The organism is Arcicella gelida, from assembly GCF_034931025.1.
GTDB lineage: Bacteria > Bacteroidota > Bacteroidia > Cytophagales > Spirosomataceae > Arcicella > Arcicella gelida.
On sequence record NZ_JAYGIL010000040.1, the window covers coordinates 1 to 19384 of the forward strand.

General features: G+C 36.2%; 16 protein-coding genes. 8 read left to right on the forward strand and 8 right to left on the reverse strand.

Annotated elements, in window-relative coordinates:
• On the forward strand, positions 1–192 hold a 192-nt coding region (locus VB776_RS21970), incomplete at its 5' end, for a hypothetical protein (RefSeq protein WP_323699023.1).
• A 471-nt stretch (positions 193–663) separates the two neighbouring features.
• On the opposite strand, the gene VB776_RS21975 is transcribed toward VB776_RS21970, so the two are convergent.
• A complete protein-coding gene (locus VB776_RS21975; RefSeq protein ID WP_323699024.1) occupies positions 664–1671 on the reverse strand; it encodes a Gfo/Idh/MocA family oxidoreductase in 1008 nt (335 codons plus the stop codon).
• Between the two features lie 221 nt (positions 1672–1892).
• On the opposite strand from VB776_RS21975, the gene VB776_RS21980 reads away from it, so the two are divergent.
• From VB776_RS21980 to VB776_RS21990, 3 genes are all read left to right on the forward strand, one after another.
• The gene (locus VB776_RS21980; RefSeq protein ID WP_323256686.1) at positions 1893–2465 is read left to right on the forward strand and encodes an adenylate kinase; all 573 of its coding nucleotides are present in this window, start codon (positions 1893–1895) and stop codon (positions 2463–2465) included.
• A 78-nt stretch (positions 2466–2543) separates the two neighbouring features.
• Positions 2544–3599, forward strand: a complete 1056-nt coding sequence (gene obgE / locus VB776_RS21985; RefSeq protein WP_323699064.1) for a GTPase ObgE — start codon at positions 2544–2546, stop codon at positions 3597–3599.
• A 117-nt stretch (positions 3600–3716) separates the two neighbouring features.
• Complete coding sequence (locus VB776_RS21990) at positions 3717–8282, forward strand: Ig-like domain-containing protein (protein WP_323699025.1); 4566 nt, start codon at positions 3717–3719, stop codon at positions 8280–8282.
• 64 nt (positions 8283–8346) lie between these two features.
• Here the strand turns inward: VB776_RS21990 and VB776_RS21995 are convergent, their stop codons facing one another.
• The 3 genes from VB776_RS21995 to VB776_RS22005 form a co-directional block, all read right to left on the reverse strand.
• The gene (locus VB776_RS21995) at positions 8347–9249 is read right to left on the reverse strand and encodes a hydroxypyruvate isomerase family protein (protein WP_323699026.1); all 903 of its coding nucleotides are present in this window, start codon (positions 9247–9249) and stop codon (positions 8347–8349) included.
• Positions 9250–9454: 205 nt separating this feature from the next.
• A complete protein-coding gene (locus tag VB776_RS22000) occupies positions 9455–9814 on the reverse strand; it encodes a TM2 domain-containing protein (protein WP_323699027.1) in 360 nt (119 codons plus the stop codon).
• The gene (locus tag VB776_RS22005; protein WP_323699028.1) at positions 9811–10101 is read right to left on the reverse strand and encodes a DUF2752 domain-containing protein; all 291 of its coding nucleotides are present in this window, start codon (positions 10099–10101) and stop codon (positions 9811–9813) included. Before VB776_RS22005 ends, VB776_RS22000 begins: the two co-directional genes overlap by 4 nt.
• A 330-nt stretch (positions 10102–10431) precedes the next feature.
• On the opposite strand from VB776_RS22005, the gene VB776_RS22010 reads away from it, so the two are divergent.
• The 4 genes from VB776_RS22010 to VB776_RS22025 all read left to right on the forward strand — a co-directional run bounded on the left by VB776_RS22010 (position 10432) and on the right by VB776_RS22025 (position 14492).
• Positions 10432–10863: an HYC_CC_PP family protein gene (locus VB776_RS22010; RefSeq protein WP_323699029.1), complete on the forward strand. Its 432-nt coding sequence runs from the start codon at positions 10432–10434 to the stop codon at positions 10861–10863.
• A gap of 105 nt (positions 10864–10968) precedes the next feature.
• Positions 10969–13227, forward strand: a complete 2259-nt coding sequence (locus tag VB776_RS22015) for a TonB-dependent receptor (RefSeq protein ID WP_323699030.1) — start codon at positions 10969–10971, stop codon at positions 13225–13227.
• Between the two features lie 6 nt (positions 13228–13233).
• Positions 13234–13797: a helix-turn-helix domain-containing protein gene (locus tag VB776_RS22020; RefSeq protein ID WP_323699031.1), complete on the forward strand. Its 564-nt coding sequence runs from the start codon at positions 13234–13236 to the stop codon at positions 13795–13797.
• 347 nt (positions 13798–14144) lie between these two features.
• Complete coding sequence (locus VB776_RS22025) at positions 14145–14492, forward strand: heavy-metal-associated domain-containing protein (protein WP_323699032.1); 348 nt, start codon at positions 14145–14147, stop codon at positions 14490–14492.
• 98 nt (positions 14493–14590) lie between these two features.
• Here VB776_RS22025 and VB776_RS22030 read toward each other — a convergent pair whose 3' ends face one another.
• From VB776_RS22030 to VB776_RS22045, 4 genes are all read right to left on the reverse strand, one after another.
• The gene (locus tag VB776_RS22030; protein ID WP_323699033.1) at positions 14591–15100 is read right to left on the reverse strand and encodes a GNAT family N-acetyltransferase; all 510 of its coding nucleotides are present in this window, start codon (positions 15098–15100) and stop codon (positions 14591–14593) included.
• Positions 15072–15377 carry a type II toxin-antitoxin system TacA family antitoxin gene (locus VB776_RS22035; protein WP_323699034.1) on the reverse strand — a complete coding sequence of 102 codons (306 nt, stop codon included), beginning with the start codon at positions 15375–15377 and terminating at the stop codon, positions 15072–15074. The genes VB776_RS22030 and VB776_RS22035 overlap by 29 nt, the downstream gene beginning before the upstream one ends.
• 229 nt (positions 15378–15606) lie before the next feature.
• Positions 15607–16449: an acetyl-CoA carboxylase, carboxyltransferase subunit beta gene (gene accD, locus VB776_RS22040; protein ID WP_323256664.1), complete on the reverse strand. Its 843-nt coding sequence runs from the start codon at positions 16447–16449 to the stop codon at positions 15607–15609.
• Between the two features lie 214 nt (positions 16450–16663).
• On the reverse strand, positions 16664–19294 hold the full coding sequence (locus VB776_RS22045) for a T9SS type A sorting domain-containing protein (protein ID WP_323699035.1): 2631 nt from the start codon (positions 19292–19294) through the stop codon (positions 16664–16666).
• Positions 19295–19384 lie beyond the last annotated feature (90 nt).

The window sequence follows — 19384 nt, forward strand, 5'->3', positions numbered from 1 at the left end:
GACTTATCCATAAAAATGACAATTATTGTTGCTAAGTTATTTAAAGTTTTTTGTTGGGGCTTTGATTTTTTAAAAAATCAAAGCCCCAACAAAACTTACACAACTAAGGGGAGGGTGCCGTTCAAGCTTTTAGGTTTTAATACTGAGTCAATTAGGGGAGTGCTCTATAAGACCACTTCAAGTGAACTCTAATGCACTCAGAGTACTCTATAAGACCGCTTCGAGTGAACTCTAATGCACTCCGAGTGCTCAGTAAGACCGCTACGAGTGAACTCTAATGCACTCGGAGTGCTCTAAAAGACCGCTTCGAGTGAACTCTAATGCACTCGGAGTGCTCTATAAGACCGCTTCAAGCAAACTCTAATGCACTCAGAGTGCTCTATAAGACCGCTTCAAGTGAACTCTAATGCACTCAAAGTACTCTATAAGACCGCTTCGTGTGAACTCTAATGCACTCGGAGTGCTCTATAAGACCGCTTCGTGTGAACTCTAATGCACTCGGAGTGCTCTATAAGACCGCTTCGAGTGAACTCTAATGCACTCAGAGTGCTCTACAAGACCGCTTCGAGTGAACTCTAATGCACTCCGAGTGCTCTATAAGACCACTTTGAGTGAACTTAAAAGTAAATTTTGACTGATAGCCGAAGACCGAAAGCTGTCCGCTTAATACCTCTTAATCTGCTCCATAATCTTAATTTGCTCCAAAACTTCTTCTGGTTTTACCAAAACTTCAGCTTTGCCAGTAATGGCTTCGTAAAGGTTTTGGAAAAGTATTCCCCAATCGCCTTTTAGTGTTTCAATCGTTCCTCTGAAATGTAAACCGTTTACATCGCTGTTAAGTATTCCTGCTTGAATGGCTGGTTCAATTCCGAAACCTTCCATGTTTGGCAAAATACCTGCTTTCAGATGGTCTTCTTGTACATCTATTCCATATTTTACAAAAGAACCTTTTGTACCATGTAAAATATATCTAGGTCCTTCTTCACGAACCATCAAACTTGATTTTAAGGTAACTTTTAGCTTACCATAATCAAGACGGATGTCGAAAGAATCATCAATTTCTGAGCCTTCTCTTTGTGTACAAGTTTCACCCCATACTTTTTCTGGTGTACCAAAAAGTACAATTGCTTGGTCGATAATATGCGAACCTAAATCATACAAAATACCATTAGCAGCATTGTTGGTTTCTTTCCATTTCTTGGCATTTAAAATTGGCTTGTAGCGGTCGAAATGTACTTCGTAGCTTAATAAATCTCCTAATAAACCATCTTCAATTACTTTTTTTACCGTCATAAAATCGCTATCAAAACGGCGATTTTGGTAAATAGAGATGATTTTACCTCTTTCTTTCGATAATTGAATCAATTCTTCTGCTTGTTCAGCAGTTGCAGTGAAAGGTTTTTCTACCAATACGTGCTTATCTGCTAACAAACATTTCTTAGCAAATTCGTAATGTGTAGCGTTTGGGGAACAAATACTTACCAAGTCGATAGCATCGTCGGCTAATACTTCTTCCAAACTTTTCATTACTTCAACAGCAGGAAAATATTCTTTTGGATTTTGACTATTAGAAACAATCGTTTTAAGATTGAAATTGGGATTTACCGAGAAAAATGGGGCTTGGAGGTATCTGCCTGATAAACCAAAACCAATGAGTGCAACATTGAGCATTATTTATTGGGAGTCTGTTTATAAATTTATTCTAACAAAATAAGCATAAAACTAGTAAAGTTTACTGGATATTGCCTTGTCAATCATCGCTAGTTTTGATTCATCTATACCTCATTTGCTAAATTATCAGACAATTAGCAGATATTTCATTATGGTTCTCGTAAATTTGTAGTCTTATAACAAAACGTTAATAAAGAACTTTAAAAATAACGGTGTAACCAATGTTAAATCTCGTCTTATTCGGCCCTCCAGGTGCAGGTAAAGGAACACAGTCAGCTAAATTAATTGAAAAGTATCAGTTAGTACATATTTCTACAGGAGATATGTTTCGCATGCACATTTCTAATAATACTGAACTAGGGCAACGTGTGAAACAAATCTTAGCTGATGGGCTTTTAGTACCAGATTCGGTGACGATAGATATGCTAGAAGAAGAAGTAAAGAACAATCCTGAAGCAAAAGGCTTTATCTTTGACGGCTTTCCACGTACTGTAACACAAGCAGAAGCATTAGATGCTTATTTGACCAAAAACGGACAAAAAATTAATGGTGTAGTTCAGTTAGATGTTAACGAAGACGAAATCAAAAATAGAATTGCTGAAAGACAAAAAGTATCGGGTCGTGCTGATGATGATGCTGATAAATTGTTGAAGCGTATCGACGAATACTTCTCTAAAACAGTTCATGTTTTACCATATTACGACGCTCAAGGCAAAGTATCTAAAGTAAACGGAATCGGAAATATCGAAGAAATTTTTACTAATATCTGTACTGCAATTGATGCAGTAAAATAATTTATCTGTGGGTAATTTGTGGCGATTTTATATTTCTACGAATTACCCATTTTTAAATCAATCAATAATATCCAAAATATCATGGCATCCAACTTCATTGACTACGTAAAAATTAACGTCCGTTCGGGCCACGGAGGAAGCGGCTCTAGCCATTTTCGTCGTGAAAAACACGTACCTAAAGGTGGTCCAGATGGTGGTGATGGCGGTCGTGGAGGACACGTTGTTCTGAGAGGAAACTCACAACACTGGACTTTACTCCACCTAAAATACCAAAAACATATTTTTGCGAAAGACGGAAAAGGTGGCGAAGGCGGACGCCGTTCGGGGCTTCAAGGTGAAGATGCAATCATTGATGTTCCGTTAGGAACAATTGTAAAAGACCCTGAAACAGGCGAAGTATTAGCAGAAGTGACCAAAAATGGTGAAGAAGTAATTCTTTTGAAAGGAGGAAGAGGCGGTTTAGGTAATACCAATTTTAAATCATCAACAAATCAAGCTCCACATTATGCACAGCCAGGTGAAATAGGCGAAGACATGTGGGTAGTTTTAGAACTAAAAGTATTGGCAGACGTAGGTTTGGTGGGTTTCCCGAATGCAGGAAAGTCAACTTTACTTTCAGTAATGTCGGCTGCTACTCCTGAAATCGCAGATTATCCTTTTACAACACTTACTCCTAATTTAGGTGTGGTTGCCTATAGAAATTTCAAGTCATTTATCATGGCTGATATTCCGGGGATTATCGAAGGTGCGGCTGAGGGTAAAGGCTTAGGCACTAGATTTTTAAGACATATCGAGCGAAATTCTATTTTGTTGTTTTTAGTGCCTGCTTCGGTAGAAAACATCGAAGAAGAGTATCTAATTCTTCTCAATGAATTAAAGCAATATAACCCTGCTTTGTTGGATAAAGAAAGAATTTTGGCTGTTTCAAAAATGGATTTAGTAATATCTGAAGAAGATAAAGATAGAATCCTGAAACAGATTCCCGAAAACTTACCATACGTATTAATTTCTTCAGCAATGCAGCAGGGATTAACAGAATTGAAAGATTTATTGTGGACAACTTTACAGAATGCTCAACCACCAGTAGAAAAACCGACTGAGGATGTTGAACAACTCGAAAGTGATTCTGAGTAAAAATATTTTATAATCTACATTTCATCGATTTTATCTGAAATGTAGATTATTACAGTACCCATCAACTTCATTTGATTACAGCATCCGTTTGTAACAAAAGCAATCAACTCAATAACTATGAAAACAAGCTGTTCATATCTTTTAATGATTTGGTTGATCCTATCATTAAAGGTATCGTCTGCACAAACCCCAACAATTACTGCTGCTGGTGTTTATACTTGTACAGGTACCGGAACATCCAAACTCACTTTACCAAGTGGTTATGTTGTTTATGAATGGTATAATGCCAGTAATGTTTTAGTTGCTTCAACACAAACTTATCTTGCCACGCCCGGAACTTATACGGCAAAAGTAAAACAAACTGCGATTGGTTCTTATATTTCAGTGGGTGCTTTTACTGTTACGCAAATTGTTCCTATTGCTCCAACGGTGACTCCACCAACTGATGTTGTAACAGCTGTTTGTGGCACAAGTACTAGAAATATTGTAGCCAGTGGAGCAACTAATTATGAATGGAAAAGAGACGGAACATCCTTAAGCATCACCACTGCAACTTTATCCGTTGCAGGAACTTCAGTATCAACTGCGAGTACTTATTCTTATACTGTTTCCACAACTAATAGCACAACAGGTTGTACATCAACAAGTACAGCTGTCAGTTTGAAGGTTTCACCGAAACCCACAACACCAGTAATTTCAGCAGTAAGTCCCAATTTAATTTGTGGAACAGATACAAAGACGCTTTCTGCAACCAGTGGAGGTACTTCTTATGTTTGGAAGCGTGATGGAACAACTCTTGGTTCAACGATTAATACTTTAGCAGTATCAGGGAATGATGTTTCTACGGCTGGAACTTACAACTATAAAGTAGTTTACCAAAACGCTGTTGGTTGTACTTCTGATACTTCTGTGGCTATTAGTTTAAAGGTTTCTCCCAAACCTGCTACACCCGTAATTTCACCATTAAGTTCAAGCTTAATTTGTGGAACAGATTCAAAAACATTAACGGCAACGAGTGGTGGAAGTTCTTATGTATGGAAACGGGATGGAACAATACTGGGTACAACGACCAGTAGTTTAACAATCAGCGGAGCAAGTCTTGTTACAGCAGGAGTTTATAAGTATAAAGTAGTTCTTCAAAATGCAGTTGGTTGTGTTTCTGATACTTCATCGGTCATCAATTTGACATATTCTCCAAAACCCACAACGCCAATTATTTCGCCAGTAAACCCCAATTTAATTTGTGGAACGAATACAACAACTTTAACGGCTACAAGTGGTGGTGCTTCTTATATTTGGAAGCGTGATACTACAACGCTAAGTGCTGTTATTAATACTTTATCTGTTAAAGGAACAGATGTTTTAGTAGCAGGTACATATAAGTATAAAGTTGTTCTAAAAAATACTGCTGGTTGTTTTTCAGATACTTCGGTAGCGATTAGCTTAAAGGTTTCTCCAAAACCTGCTACTCCAGTGATTTCATCTGTCAGTCCAAACTTAGTTTGTGGAACAGATTTAAAAACATTAACAGCTACGAGTGGTGGAGCGTCTTATGTTTGGAAACGAGATACTACAACATTAGCATCAGCGATTAATACTTTATCCGTTAAAGGAACAGATGTTTTATTAGCGGGTACTTATAGTTATAAAGTTGTGCTGAAAAATTCAGTTGGTTGTGTCTCTGATACTTCAGCTATACTTAGTTTAAAGGTTTCTCCAAAACCTGTTAAACCTGTTATTGCAGCAGTTGATACCAATGCAATTTGTGGCATAAGTACTAAAACACTTACAGCAACAACTGGCGGTACTTCCTATATCTGGAAAAGAGATACAACTACTTTGTCTTCAAAAATAAATGCTTTAATCGTTACGGGTAATGATGTTACAAAGGCTGGAGTTTATCAGTATAGAGTAATATTACAAAACTCTGTAGGTTGTCTTTCTGATACTTCTTTAGCTGTTGGCTTGAAAGTTTCACCTAAACCAATTAAGCCAGTTATTGCAACACCAAGTTCGAATTTGGTTTGTGGTACAGAAACAAAAACATTAATAGCAACAAGCGGTGGAAGTAGATACATCTGGAAACGAGATGCCACAATACTTTCATCAAAAGTGAATACGCTTATCGTTACAAGAGCTGATGTTAAAGCAGACAGTTCTTATAACTTTAAAGTAACTTTAATCAATGAAGTGGGTTGTGTTTCTGATACTTCAGCGGTTCAATCTTTAGTGTTGTCTGTGAATCCTGCAAAACCTTCTATTACTGCTGGTGGAGCTACTACTTTTTGCGATGGTGGAAGTGTTGTTTTAACTTCTTCTTATACAAGCAATAGTAATTTATGGAGTAGAACAAATGGCACTGATATTCAAACTACAGGCAAAAATGGTATAACCGTAACAGCAAGTAATACATTCACCGTTAAGGCTAAAAATATTTTTGGCTGTTTTTCTATCGCTTCAGAACCGCTGATTGTGACGGTAAATGCCAACCCAAGTCCTCCTGTTATTCTTGAAGGAACAGCAGTAAGTATTTGTAATCTTGATAGCACTGTACTTAGTGCAAACAATAAAGGTAACGGAGTATATTCGTGGAATAATGGAAAGAAAGCAAGAAGTATTACCGTAAATTCTGCTGGAAATTATAGCTTAACTTATACTGATGGAAATACCTGTACTTCTGCTCCTTCTTTGGTTACAGTACTAACGGTAAATCCTTTGCCTGCAAAACCTACCATTACTGCAAGTCGCCCACTTGAATTTTGTGATGAAGATTTTACCACATTAAGGTCTTCAACGGCTTCGGGGTATCTTTGGAGCAACGGACAAACAACCGCTCAGATTGATGTGAAAATCTCTTCAGTAATCTCTGTAATTGCTATCTCAGATAAAGGTTGTAAATCAAAAGATGCTTCTAATCCAGTAACAGTTATTGTTAATCCTTTGCCTAATACACCAAATGTTTTAGCAAATGGACCATTAATTTTCTGTCCAGATTCTACCGTTACGTTGTCGTCTTCGGTAGTTGGAAGTGAATATATTTGGACGAATACGCTCAATAGTTCTGTCTTTAACAAGACACAATCAGTTGTGATTAATGAACCAGGCGAGTACGCTGTTCAAGCAATTAGTGCGAAGAAATGTGTTTCTAAAATTTCAAAAAGTGTAAAAGTGAGTGTGCGTGAAGCACCACAGCCAGCTAGTATTTTGGCTTCACCAATTGCTACTTTCTGTAAGGGTGGAAATGTTACTTTAAGAGCATTAATTGCTAATGGAAACGTTGACCGATATAGCTGGAGAAATGAAGATACTCAAAAAGAAATAGCCATTTCTTCATCTATCACAACTGATACTTCTGGAAGATATTCTGTAAAAGTAAGAGATGTTTTTGGATGTTTCTCTGCTTATTCTAGGGTACTGAAAGTTACTGTAAACCCATTACCGAATAAACCAACATTGAGAATTGTTCGTCCAAAAATTTTCTGTGATGGCGATAGTACTTTACTAGAAGCAAGTTTACCAAGTACAACAACGAATGGTAGTAAAAATGTGTATCAATGGACAGTTGACGGACAACTACAAAGTAATATCAGCGGAAGAATTTTTACTTGGAAAAAAGCCAATTCAATTGGTGTAGCCATTATTGATACTAACGGCTGTAAATCTGTGGCAAGTTCTGATACGATAAAAACAACGGTTAATCCACTTCCATCGGCACCATCAATTATAATCAGAGGTTCAAATCCATTCTGTGCTGATAAAAATGTTTCTTTGACGGCTATCGGTGTACAGGCTAATAGTTATAAATGGAGTATTTCATCAAGTACTAGCAGTACAATTACAGTAAATACGGCTGGCAATGTAACGGTTCAAGCGGTAAGTACATTTGCATGTCTTTCTAAACCATCGCAGCCAATCATTCTGAATATTAATCCATTGCCTGCTGCTCCACAGATTACCAATGCTTCAAGTACTGTCTTTTGCGATGGCGAAAGTGTTACTTTATCTACTGCCAATACTAATAAAGCTTATTGGTATAAAAGTACTAACGACTCTCTAGGAACAGGCTCTAATAATACAATTGCTATCAATAAATCAGGAAGTTATTTTGCTAGAGTAGAAGATAGAAACTCATGTTTTTCAGCACCTTCCAATAATATTACTGTTGATGTACGTTCGCTTCCAAGTACTCCTGTTATTTCACAAGCGGGTGCTTTCTATTTAGAAGCACAAAGTAATGGTGACGATGAAGGATATATCTGGAAATATAATGGCGATGAGCAAAAGAGCTTTATCACAAAAACAATTAAAGTGAAAAAAGATGGTGATTATCAAGTACAGGCAAGTGTTGTGTACAACCAAGTAGCCTTGCCGGGTGGAAAATTGATGTGTTATTCGAAACCTTCAAATGTGTATAAGTATGTTCAAGATTTATCTTTTGAAGGAGTAAATGTCTATCCTAATCCAAGTGCTACGGGTGATATTACGATTCAAGTGGTGGAGGATTTAGTAGGTGCTGAATTGACAGTTTATACCATGGAGGGTAAAATTATCGAAGAATTTAAAATTGGGAAATTTGATACACCCAAAACGATAAAGCTGACAGGTTCAATCGGAAATGTTTATTACATCAAACTCAAAACAGATAGTTTTGAAAAAGTGAAGAAAGTATTAGTGATGAACTAAGTGTAGCAAGTCAAAATAAAAAAAGCCTTTTAATTCAAATCAAGAATTAAAAGGCTTTTTCTATTTACACATCGCAGATTAAAACACCTTGTTTTAATGAAGCAATTTTATCAGATTTTGCAGGAATAAACTCTTGTCCTACAAAACCTTTATAACCAGTATCAACAATTGCTTTCATGATAGCTGGGTAATATAATTCTTGTGAATCATCAATTTCATTTCTACCCGGAACACCACCTGTGTGATAATGAGAAATGTATTGGTGATATTTTTTAATCGTTGCAATTACGTCCCCTTCCATGATTTGCATGTGATAAATATCGTAAAGCAATTTGAATTTATCAGAACCAACCATTTCGCATAAAGCAGCACCCCAATCGGTATGGTCACATTGATAATCTTTGTGATTTACTTTAGAGTTCAACAGCTCCATCGTGATGGTTACATCATGTTTTTCAGCTGTTTTCATGATTCTTTGCAAACCTTTTTTACAATTAATCAATCCATCTTCATCGCTTAAACCATTTCTGTTCCCAGAAAAAGTAATTAGGTTTTTAATACCAGCTTTAGCCGCTTTCGGAATTAAGTCTTCATACAAAGCCACTAAAGCATCATGATTTTTAACATTGTTGAAACAACTTGTTAAACCCATGCCATTTCCCCAGTTGTTTGCCTCTGGCCAACCCATAGCAGATGTTAAATCATATTTTTTTAAGATTTCCCATTCCGAAGGTCCAGTCAATTCAAGACTTTGCATTCCGATTTCTTTCGCAGATTTACATAAATCTTCAAAAGGAATAGATGAATAACACCAACGACAGGCAGAGTGATTTACTCTACCTTTTAATGCGGCACCTATCTGTGTGTCTGCCGCTTCAATGCGATTGCTGAGCGAAGAAGTTAGCATGGTTGCAGTTACCGCACCGACTCCCTGTAGAGCCGCTCGGCGTGAAAAAGTTTTTTCCATAGTTTATATTATTCCTGATTTGAACCTAAAGAGTATAGCTGAAAGAATTAATACTCAAATTCTATGAAATTTAGGATATTTTTTTGAAAAAACAATCCTGATAAGTATTGTTGATTCACGATTGGGATAATAAAAAAAGGCTTTCTAACAAGATATTAATGTTTTTAATACCTGATAGAAAGCCTTTTATGGAAATTATATCAAATTATTGATTCCACGTTTTCATTAAATGTAAAGTCTCGAAAGCGGCTTTTTGATTGTATTCAAAAGCCAAACTTTTATAATTTACTAAATCGACGATTGTACCGATAAAGCACAAACCGCCTGTAAAGAAATAAAGTATTCCCATTCCGATTTGGTCTGTCAAGAATCTTTGAATACCTGCAAAACCAAAGAAACCAACTACTATTGTCACCAAAATAAGTGTGCTATCTCGGCGTTTGTTTTGATACATCATCACGAAGGTTTTTTGTTGGTCTTCTGAGTAATCTTTAATTAAATTTTGAATAAACATGGCTTCCTCAGCTTCAAGGTTAGAAAGCATCATCATTAGGTTCGGATTCATAGTTTTGTATGTTTAAATGTTGGTAAGTATTTTTTTATTAAAGTAATAATTCTGTGAATAATGACAATCAAGGCAAAAAATCCAAGTGGATGGCTGTCAAATGATTGCTTTAGATTTCCGTGTAATAAAAACGAAATCGAATGCCCAATTCCGCAACCCGGACAAAATGAAAATCCTAAATTCTTTATCGGACAAAGTGTAAAATGATTTTCCAGTGGATTATCAAAAAACAGCCAGATTAAAGCACCCAGCCAGAAAATTAGTTCGATATTGAATTTGTGTTTCATTGTGAATCAAAGGTGGATTGATTTTCTGAATATTATCTATAATTATACACCAATTGTATTTTTCATGGGTGAATACTACGTTTTGCAGGATGAAAATATTTCTACTTCTTAAATCAGAAAATTATGCAACATTATCAGAAACAAATATAAATACTTGTAATGTTGTAAATGTGTATCTTTGTGACAGCTTTTAGCATTCGGCTTTCAGTCGTCGGCTATCAGTTTTAGTTGAATCACAAGATTTAGCATTAGATACAAAGCAGTTTTCTTTAAATATTTTAGCCGAAAGCTGATTGCCGAAGACTGATAGCGTAATTCTTACAGCCAATCATGAAAAAAATACTCATACGCATATTTTGCCTTTTGATGGCGTTCCAAGTGCTTTTTGCAAGCGTTGGATTTGCTATGTATGAGCATCTTTGTAAAATTAGTGGTAAAAGTAAAGTTACTTATACGCAACCCAAACGTTCTTGTTGTGCCAGTAAAGCTAAGATGACCAATGGTTCATCTAAGACTACCATCAAAAGAGCAAAGTGTTGTTCTGATGCAGTTACGCATTATAAAATTACGCCAAATGCTTCGCAAGGAGTAAATGTTGATTTTCATTTTCCTGCTTTCGATTGGTTAGTAGAAACGCATCTTTTACCTACATTCGCTTGGGTTGCACAGTCAGTTTCTTTTAAAATTCCTCATTACTACAATACTGCTCCGCCTTTGTTTGGGCGAGAACGCCTAATTTTCATCCAGTCTTTCTTAATCTGATTTTTTGTTAGAATCTCAAACGTTATCTTTCAGGTAATTGCGTTATCTTATTGTTGATATATAAGCAAAAGCCTCTTCGTTTTAAAATTTTAACATCAAAAAAACATGAATTCTACTGTCGTTTTAAAAAGACTCTCTGGGTTTATTGTCCTTATAATCAGTAATATAGTAATTAGTTTCCAGACTTTTTCTCAAAATGGAGAAATTGTTCGAGGAATTGTTTTAGAAAAAAAATCTGACGGAAAAAAAGAAGCCATTATCGGTGCAACACTCCGTTGGCAGAATGCTCAAAGAGGAACTTCATCCGACGAAAAAGGAGAATTTTCTCTATCAAAAGCTCCCCAAAATCATCAATTAATTGTCAGTTCGGTAGGTTATAAAACTGACACGTTGATGGTTCATTCCTTAGAATTTTTAGAGATTTATCTCAGTCCAGAAAATGCGGCTTTGGCGGAAGTTGTTGTAAAAGCTGAAGCTACTTCTATCGATAGGATGAATCCTATTCATACCGAAATCATTACTTCAAAGGCACTTGCCAAAGCGGCTTGCTGTAATTTGTCCGAAAGTTTTGAAACCAACGCTTCTGTTTCAGTAAGTTATTCGGATGCTGTTACTGGTGCAAAACAGATTCAATTATTAGGTTTATCGGGCAATTATATCCAAACGAATGTTGAAAATATTCCCGCTATTCGTGGATTAAATAGCACTTTTGGTTTGAATTATATTCCCGGTACTTGGATTTCTTCGATTGATGTGGGTAAAGGAGCTGGTTCGGTCGTAAGTGGCTACGAGTCGATGACGGGTGCTTTGAATGTGGAATTAGCCAAACCTGATGTAGCTGAAAAGTTGTACTTGAATACTTATATGAACAGTCAGGGTAGGGGAGAAATCAATTTGAATTTAGCCAATAAAATCAATGAAAAATGGTCTGTTGGTTTGCTTACGCACGCCAGTACTTTACAAACGAAGTTAGACCAAAACAAGGATGGTTTCTTAGATTTACCACTTTATACTCAATACAATGCCATCAATCGTTGGAAGTATCAAAGTGATAAAATGATGGCGGCGTTTGGAATTAAAGCACTTTATGAAGACCGTTTGGGCGGACAAGTAAACTTTAATCCCGATACCGACCGCAATACTGCCAAAGCTTATGGTTTTGGAAGTACTACCAAACGTTATGAATTCTTTAGCAAAACCGCCAAACTCTATCAAACAAAGCCTTATCAAGGTTTAGGTTTTATCGTCAATGGCGTTTATCATGATAACGTTTCTTATTTTGGTTTTAAAAACTATTCGGGTACTCAAAAGGGTTTGTATGCTAATTTAATCTATCAAAATATTTTCGGAAATACCAATCATCAATACAAAGCTGGATTAAGTTATTTGTTAGACGATTATAATGAAAAGTATCTCGATTCTACTTTCAAAAGAACCGAATCAGTACCGGGTGCTTTTGTAGAATATACTGAAACTATTCCAGATAAATTAACGCTTGTTTGGGGTGGAAGAGTAGATTTCCATAACCTTTACGGAACAAGATTTACGCCTCGTGTGCATTTGAAGTATGATATTAATGCTGAAACGCATCTTCGTTTAAGTGCAGGGAAAGGTTGGAGAATGCCCAATGCCATTGCTGAAAACTTTGGAATGTTAGTTAATTCCAGACAACTTTCTGTGCCAGAAGTTATCCGTCCAGAAGAGTCTTGGAATTTCGGAGCGAGTTTAAGTAACGATTTTTATCTCTTTGGCAAAAAAGGAACGATTATTTTAGATGTGTATAGAACCAACTTCCAAAACCAATTAATCGTAGATATGGAAAATGCTGATTTAGTCCGTTTCTATAATTTAAAAGGTCGCTCGTTCTCTAACAGTTTTCAAGCAGAAGTAAATTATGCACCAAGCAAACGCATCGAAACCAAATTGGCTTATCGTTTATTTGATGTGAAAAACGATGTTTTGACTCCATCGGGCGAGCTTACTTTGTTGCCGAAACAGTTTGTCAACCGTGAAAGAGTATTATTCAACATTGCGTATGCCTTGCCTTATAATAAATGGAAATTTGATTTCACTTGGCAATGGAATGGCAAGCGTCGTATTCCAGATAGTAGTGAAGGTCACGTGCATTCATCAACTTCTCCTGCTGTTTTCGCCCCTGCTTTTTCAAATATTAACGCACAGGTTACGAAGGCTTTCTTGAAATGGGAAATGTATGTGGGTGGGGAAAACCTAAATAACTTTACACAAAGCAATCCGATTATTGCGGCGAATGACCCTTTCGGTAGAAATTTCGATGCCTCAATGGTTTGGGGACCAGTTATCGGGCGAATGGTTTATGTGGGAATGCGTTATAAAATTAAATAGGCTGTCATGAAATTATACATCAAAAATATGGTTTGTGACCGCTGTAAAATGGCGGTTAGCCAAATACTTACTCAGCTAAACATTGAAGTACAACAAATGGAGCTGGGTGAAGTAAGCATTAAACAGGATTTAGACGAAAATATCCAAAGTACTTTAGCGAAACAATTGGAAAATATTGGCTTTGAATTGTTGGATGATAAACGTAAAAAAATTGTTGAAAAGATAAAGAATGTAGTGATTGAAATGGTGCATCAATCCGATGCGGATGTCGATAAAATTACGCCTTCTTTTCTGATTGCAGAACGTGTTGGCAGAGATTATAAGTATTTAAGTACGCTGTTTTCGGAAGTAGAAGGAAAGACGATAGAACAATATTTGATTTTCCAGAAGACAGAGAGAGTAAAAGAATTATTAATTTACGATGAATTGACATTAAGCCAAATCGCCGACCAATTACATTACAGTAGCGTTCAACATTTATCGAATCAATTCAAAAAAGTAACGGGACTAACGCCCAGTCGCTTTAAAGAATTGCAAAATCATAAAAGAAAAGCTATTGATGCGATTTAGGATTGATGAGTAAATTGTAGTCGGATGCTAATATTCTTCAAGCGGATGGCTATATTCTAAAAGCGGGAGCTTATATTCTCTGAGCAGGTGGCTATATTCTCCGAGAAGGTGCTTATATTCTTCGAACGGGTGGTCATATTCTCCGAGAAGGTGCTTACATTCTTCAAGCGGGTGGTCATATTCTTCGAGCGGGTAGCTATATTCTCCGAGAAGGTGCTTATATTCTTCGAGCGGGGGGCTATATTCTAAAAGAGGTAGCCAATAGCTTTTATAACTTTTTAAAAGTTGTCAAATCTGGAAATAAAACAGAAACAAATTTTTAAACAACATAATAAACAAACAACAACATGAAAAAGAACATTTTAGTATTCGTCCTTTTATTGGTTTCAGTATTCACTTTTGCCGAAACACCTAAGACAGAAACCGTAAAAATCAAAACTTCTGCCATTTGTGAAATGTGCAAAGAGCGTATTGAGAAAAAATTAGCTTTCACAAAAGGAGTATCAGAGTCTAATTTGAATGTAGAAAGTAAAGACAAAGTGGTTACAGTAACATTCAATCCAAAGAAAACATCTGTAGAAAAAATCAAGAAAGCAATTTCTGCGGTAGGTTACGATGCTGAAGAAGTAGCAGCTGATGCAAAAGGTTATGAAAAATTACCTTCTTGCTGTAAAAAAGGAGGCTCGGCTCACTAAGAGTTTTTTGGGCTGTGAGAGCTTTTTTTGTAGCGAAGAAAAATAAAAATGGGTTGTTGATTCAAAATCAACAACCCATTTTTGGTATGAATTTTTTTTTAATGTTCGTTCGAAACTAAATCTTCAATTGTTTTCATTGGAAGAAACATTTTCCCAGAGCTTGGTAGTAAAATAAAACCATAAGCTTCATAAAACTCTTGAGCTTTTGTATCAATCGCATCAACTATCACTGCAATCGTTCCTAATTGGTTCGACAATTTATAACATTCGTTCAAAGCATCTAAAAGTAAAATTTCTCCAAAACCTTTTCCTTGAAATGATTTGTCTATGGCTAATCTACCCAATAATATAACAGGTAAATCTTCATAACTTTTCGGAAGTTTTTTGCTTAATTCTTCAGGCAAAGATTCTTTTTGGATAGCATTGGCAGACAATGTATAATAGCCTTTAACAGTCTGTTCATCATCCACTAAAACGTAGCATACCGATAACTTTCTTTTTACATCTTGGCTTGCTTGTTTACTTATATAATTGTCTAACAGTGGTTGCCCACAGCTAAAAGTATCTTTTTTGTGTAGATTAGCTAACTTTTGAATCTGAGCTTTCATTGGTCTCAATAAATTTTTTGTAGTTTGATTGAGCTTGTTTCAATTTGCTATTAGGTTTTGGCGGATTCAATATAGCATCAACAAAAACTCTTTTATCTTCAATCGACTTTAGAATTAAGTTGTTCTCTAGTATTATCTCATTTGCTTGTTTATTAATACAATAAATTACAAACTCAGATAGATTTTTAAATCCACTAATTTCAGAAGCATATTTAACGAACTCTTTTTGTTCTTTGCTAATCCGAACATCAATTCTATCGTTAATTACTGTTCTCATGATTTTATGCTTTAATATTTGTTAATGTTTTTGTTTAAGTCCTGTTACTATTTCTTGTATTATCTAATACTGTAGCTGTAAATGTACAAATATTTGCCGTACAAATGTGATAGCATAAAGCAAATTTTAATATGGGCTGGTAGTACCAGCCATCTGGAGGAAATAAAAAGGGTTGTCGATTCTGAATCAACAACCCCTTTATAATCTCAAAGCTTATCGCTTAAAGCTATTAAGCCAACATTCCCAATAAAGAAGAAAGCTTATCTTTTAAATCTTTTCTGTCAACGATAAAATCAAGGAAACCGTGTTCTAAAACGAATTCTGCACTTTGGAAGCCTTTAGGTAAATCTTTACCAATGGTTTCACGAATTACTCTTGGACCAGCGAAACCAATCAAAGCACCTGGTTCAGAGATGTTGAAATCTCCAAGCATGGCATAAGAAGCCGTAACACCACCAGTAGTTGGGTCTGTCAATAATGAAATGTAAGGAATTCCTGCTTCAGCCAGTAAAGCTAATTTTGCAGAAGTTTTAGCCATTTGCATTAAAGAGAAACCTGCTTCCATCATCCTAGCACCACCCGATTTTGAAATCATCAAGAATGGGATTTTGTGTTCAAGTGCATAGTCGATACCACGAGCAATCTTTTCACCCACTACCGAACCCATAGAACCACCGATAAATGAGAAATCCATTGCAGAAACTACAATTTCAATATCGTTCACTTTACCATGTGCAGTTCTAACAGCATCTTTCAAACCTGTTTTCTTTTCAGTAGCCTTGATACGGTCTGGATAGCGTTTTGTATCCACAAAGTTCAGAGGGTCACCTGATGAAAGCATTGCGTCTAGTTCTGTATATTTCGTTTGGTCGAAAAGTAGCTCAAAATACTCCTGTGAGCCAATTTTCTCATGATAATTACAGTTTGAACAAGTATAAGCGAACAAGCGGTGTTCACGAGTGTGCATTGCTTTCTTGCAAGATGGACACTGATACCAAAGCCCATCTGGAGCTTCACGTTTTGATTCTGTAGGGGTTAGAATACCCTTATCTTTTCTGGTAAACCAAGACATATTTTATGTTTGCTAAATTCAAATATTAATGATTGAAAGCCTTTTGTTCCAAGTTTGTGATGTTACTTTATCCATTTTAGGAATGGAAAAATCTTCGCAAAGATAAGGTATTGCTATTCGACTTATAACATTTTTGTGAAAAATTGTATTAGCAACAACAAAAACGAGCCTGATTGAATACACAAAAAGGCTCGCTTGAATTCGTTCAAAAAGATTATTTCACTAAAATTATCTTTTTATTGATTACTCCATTTTCAGTTTGAAGTTTCAATAAATAAGTACCATTTGAAACACCACCAAGGTTAATAATATGGTTAAATTCGTTTCCTGAGTTGCTATGTTGCTCGTTGAAAACAGACAATCCAAAGATGTTTACGACATTGATTGTTACGTTTTTGGTAGCTTTCGCAAAGCTTGCTTTTATTTTGTATTCGCCAGTAGTTGATGGGTTTGGCGAAATCGCTATTTCAATATCATTACTTGTTTCATTACCCAAAACGGTTGGATTTGTTGGTGTAACTGGCTTGCCAGATGGTCCTTGGATATTTAAGTTATCCACAGTCCAGCCCCAACCATGAGCTAATGGGTCAGCTAAAAGTCTGAAACGAACTAAAACATTATCGCCAGCTTTAAAATCACCAGAACTTAGCATATCAATTTCTCTTTTTCTGAAAAGATTAGGATTACCAATTGTTTTTGAGTTTTGGTCTTTATCAACATTCAGGCTTGTCCAAGCTTTAGCCCATTCAGGGTCGTCGTTAGAATCCCATCCAGCTTGGAACCACTGCCAAGTTTTGCCACCGTCTTTAGAGCCTTCAACAACAACATAATCAAAGAAATCTCTATCTGGGAAAACGGAACCATCAGCACCTGTTTCTACTAAAACTACCTCATCAAAATAGATTTTAGCGGTATCACTTCTCAAAGTAATTGGTCTTAATAATTGAGCAATGTAGTTTGTAAAAAGGTTTCCGTCTGATTCAAATACTTCTTCTGAACCGTTTTTATAAGGATGGTCTGAATTTAAAGCAATACTTGTAAAGTTAGTTGGTTTCGAAAAAGTAAATCCTTTCAAATAAAAATCTTCTGGAGCCGCAGGCGAAGTATCGAAATTATTATTGTAGGTATTCACAGCAGCAAATAATTTCAATACTTTGAATTCATAAAAACCAGTTTCTGGAGAGAACCTTGTATTTCTTGCCTTCGCTTTATCTTTTACGACGATGCGATATTTAACAACATCATTTCCTTTGAATTGAGCTGCCGTAAATTTAAAGCTACCATCAAAAGTAATGGTTCTATCCTCAGTTGTATAGGTCAACAAGATTGGTGCTTGCTTCACATCATTGATATAATATTCAACATAAGCACTATCAATCCCGATGTTATCGAATGCTTGTCCTTGAGGTAATTTTACTTCTGTGTCAGTTGTATAAATAGAGTAAATGTTGTTGGTGTAAGAAATAACGGGTTTCACGGTATCAGCACCGATGGTAAATTGATAGAAATTAGTGAAGCCTTTTGTACTTAATGGTGCTTCTGCTGGAGTCGCTAATTTTCTACCTGCCAAATCTTCTCCTTGCCAATAATAACTAATTTGTCTTCTATCCGCTGATTTGGGAAGTGTGTATGAATATTGATTACCACTTTTAGTTAAAGGTACTTCTTTTGCATCTGCAATCAGGTTGGAGGTAGTCATGTAAAGTTTTACAGAACCATCTTTGATAGCAGTATCTCCAAATACTTTAGCGGTAAAAACGTAATCTTTATTAGTATCTTCATTATCAGTGAATGGGTCATGAGTAATAGAGCTACTAACCCAGCCCATATCAGCAAATAGATTTAAAATGATTGGTCCGAGGTCACGAGTTAATTCTCCCGCAGAAATGGATGGTGTCATCAAAGCATTCGGATCGCCAATACGATAAGTAGCTTGGTCAACGTGATAAATACTTGAACCTGCACTATATGTTGTTGGGGCATACAGTTTAGGTTGTTTATTAGCATTAGCTTTTGTTGCAGATGGACTGTTTAAGAATAATTTACCGCCAACAACTTCCTTACGAAGTGCTTCCGAAAAGTTTTCGATAGTAGTTGAATCAATTAAAGATACACCTGTACTATTTACGATAAAATTATCAAAAATACCTGCTGAACCAACAAAACTTCCACTTCCCCAACCTGCTACTGTATCATTTGCCCCAAAAGTACCAATAAAGCCAAGTCCGTGACCAAATTCGTGTAATACAACCGAATAAAGGTCATACTGTAAACGAGTTGGTGTAGATTCGCCAGTGTACCAGTCGGTACGGTCAGAGTTAAATGTAGCAACGATATCTGCTTGGTCTTCTCCATTTAAATCTTTTCTTGCCATTTTTTCAGCAAGAGCAATTGGATACCAAGTTCCAGCTTTTGCCGCTCCGGGGAAATTACGATAGTATGTAGAAGCACCAGCCGAACCTAAAACGCCAGAAGCAAGACTTCTCCAACGCACCAGTATTTTAATAGGAACATCAGAGTTTAAGGCATTTGCCCAAGTAGCTGCCGCTTTTTCGAATATGGCTTTTACTTCTGCTGGCAAGTTTGAGCCTTGTTCATAAAATACTTGGAAATTGGCTGTTTGGCTTGCTGATTGACGAGTGTTGGCAGCGAGCTTTTTATCGGCTGCTAATTTAGCTTTCATCATCTCTGTATAGCCCATTGGCAAAACACGTTCTTTGGCTTGCTCAGGAGTTTGGGCATAATCAACAATTTGAGTACCGGGGATAGACTCAATTTTGATTTTTTGAGAGAAAGCCCCAATGCTTCCCATTATTAAGAAGGTAAAAAGTAATAATTTTTTCATATTCAAATGTTTTTAGGAGACTTATTCAATAGAAATTGAAGTGTTTGCTACACAAGATAATAACTATTTTTGATAGAAATTGATAAAGGA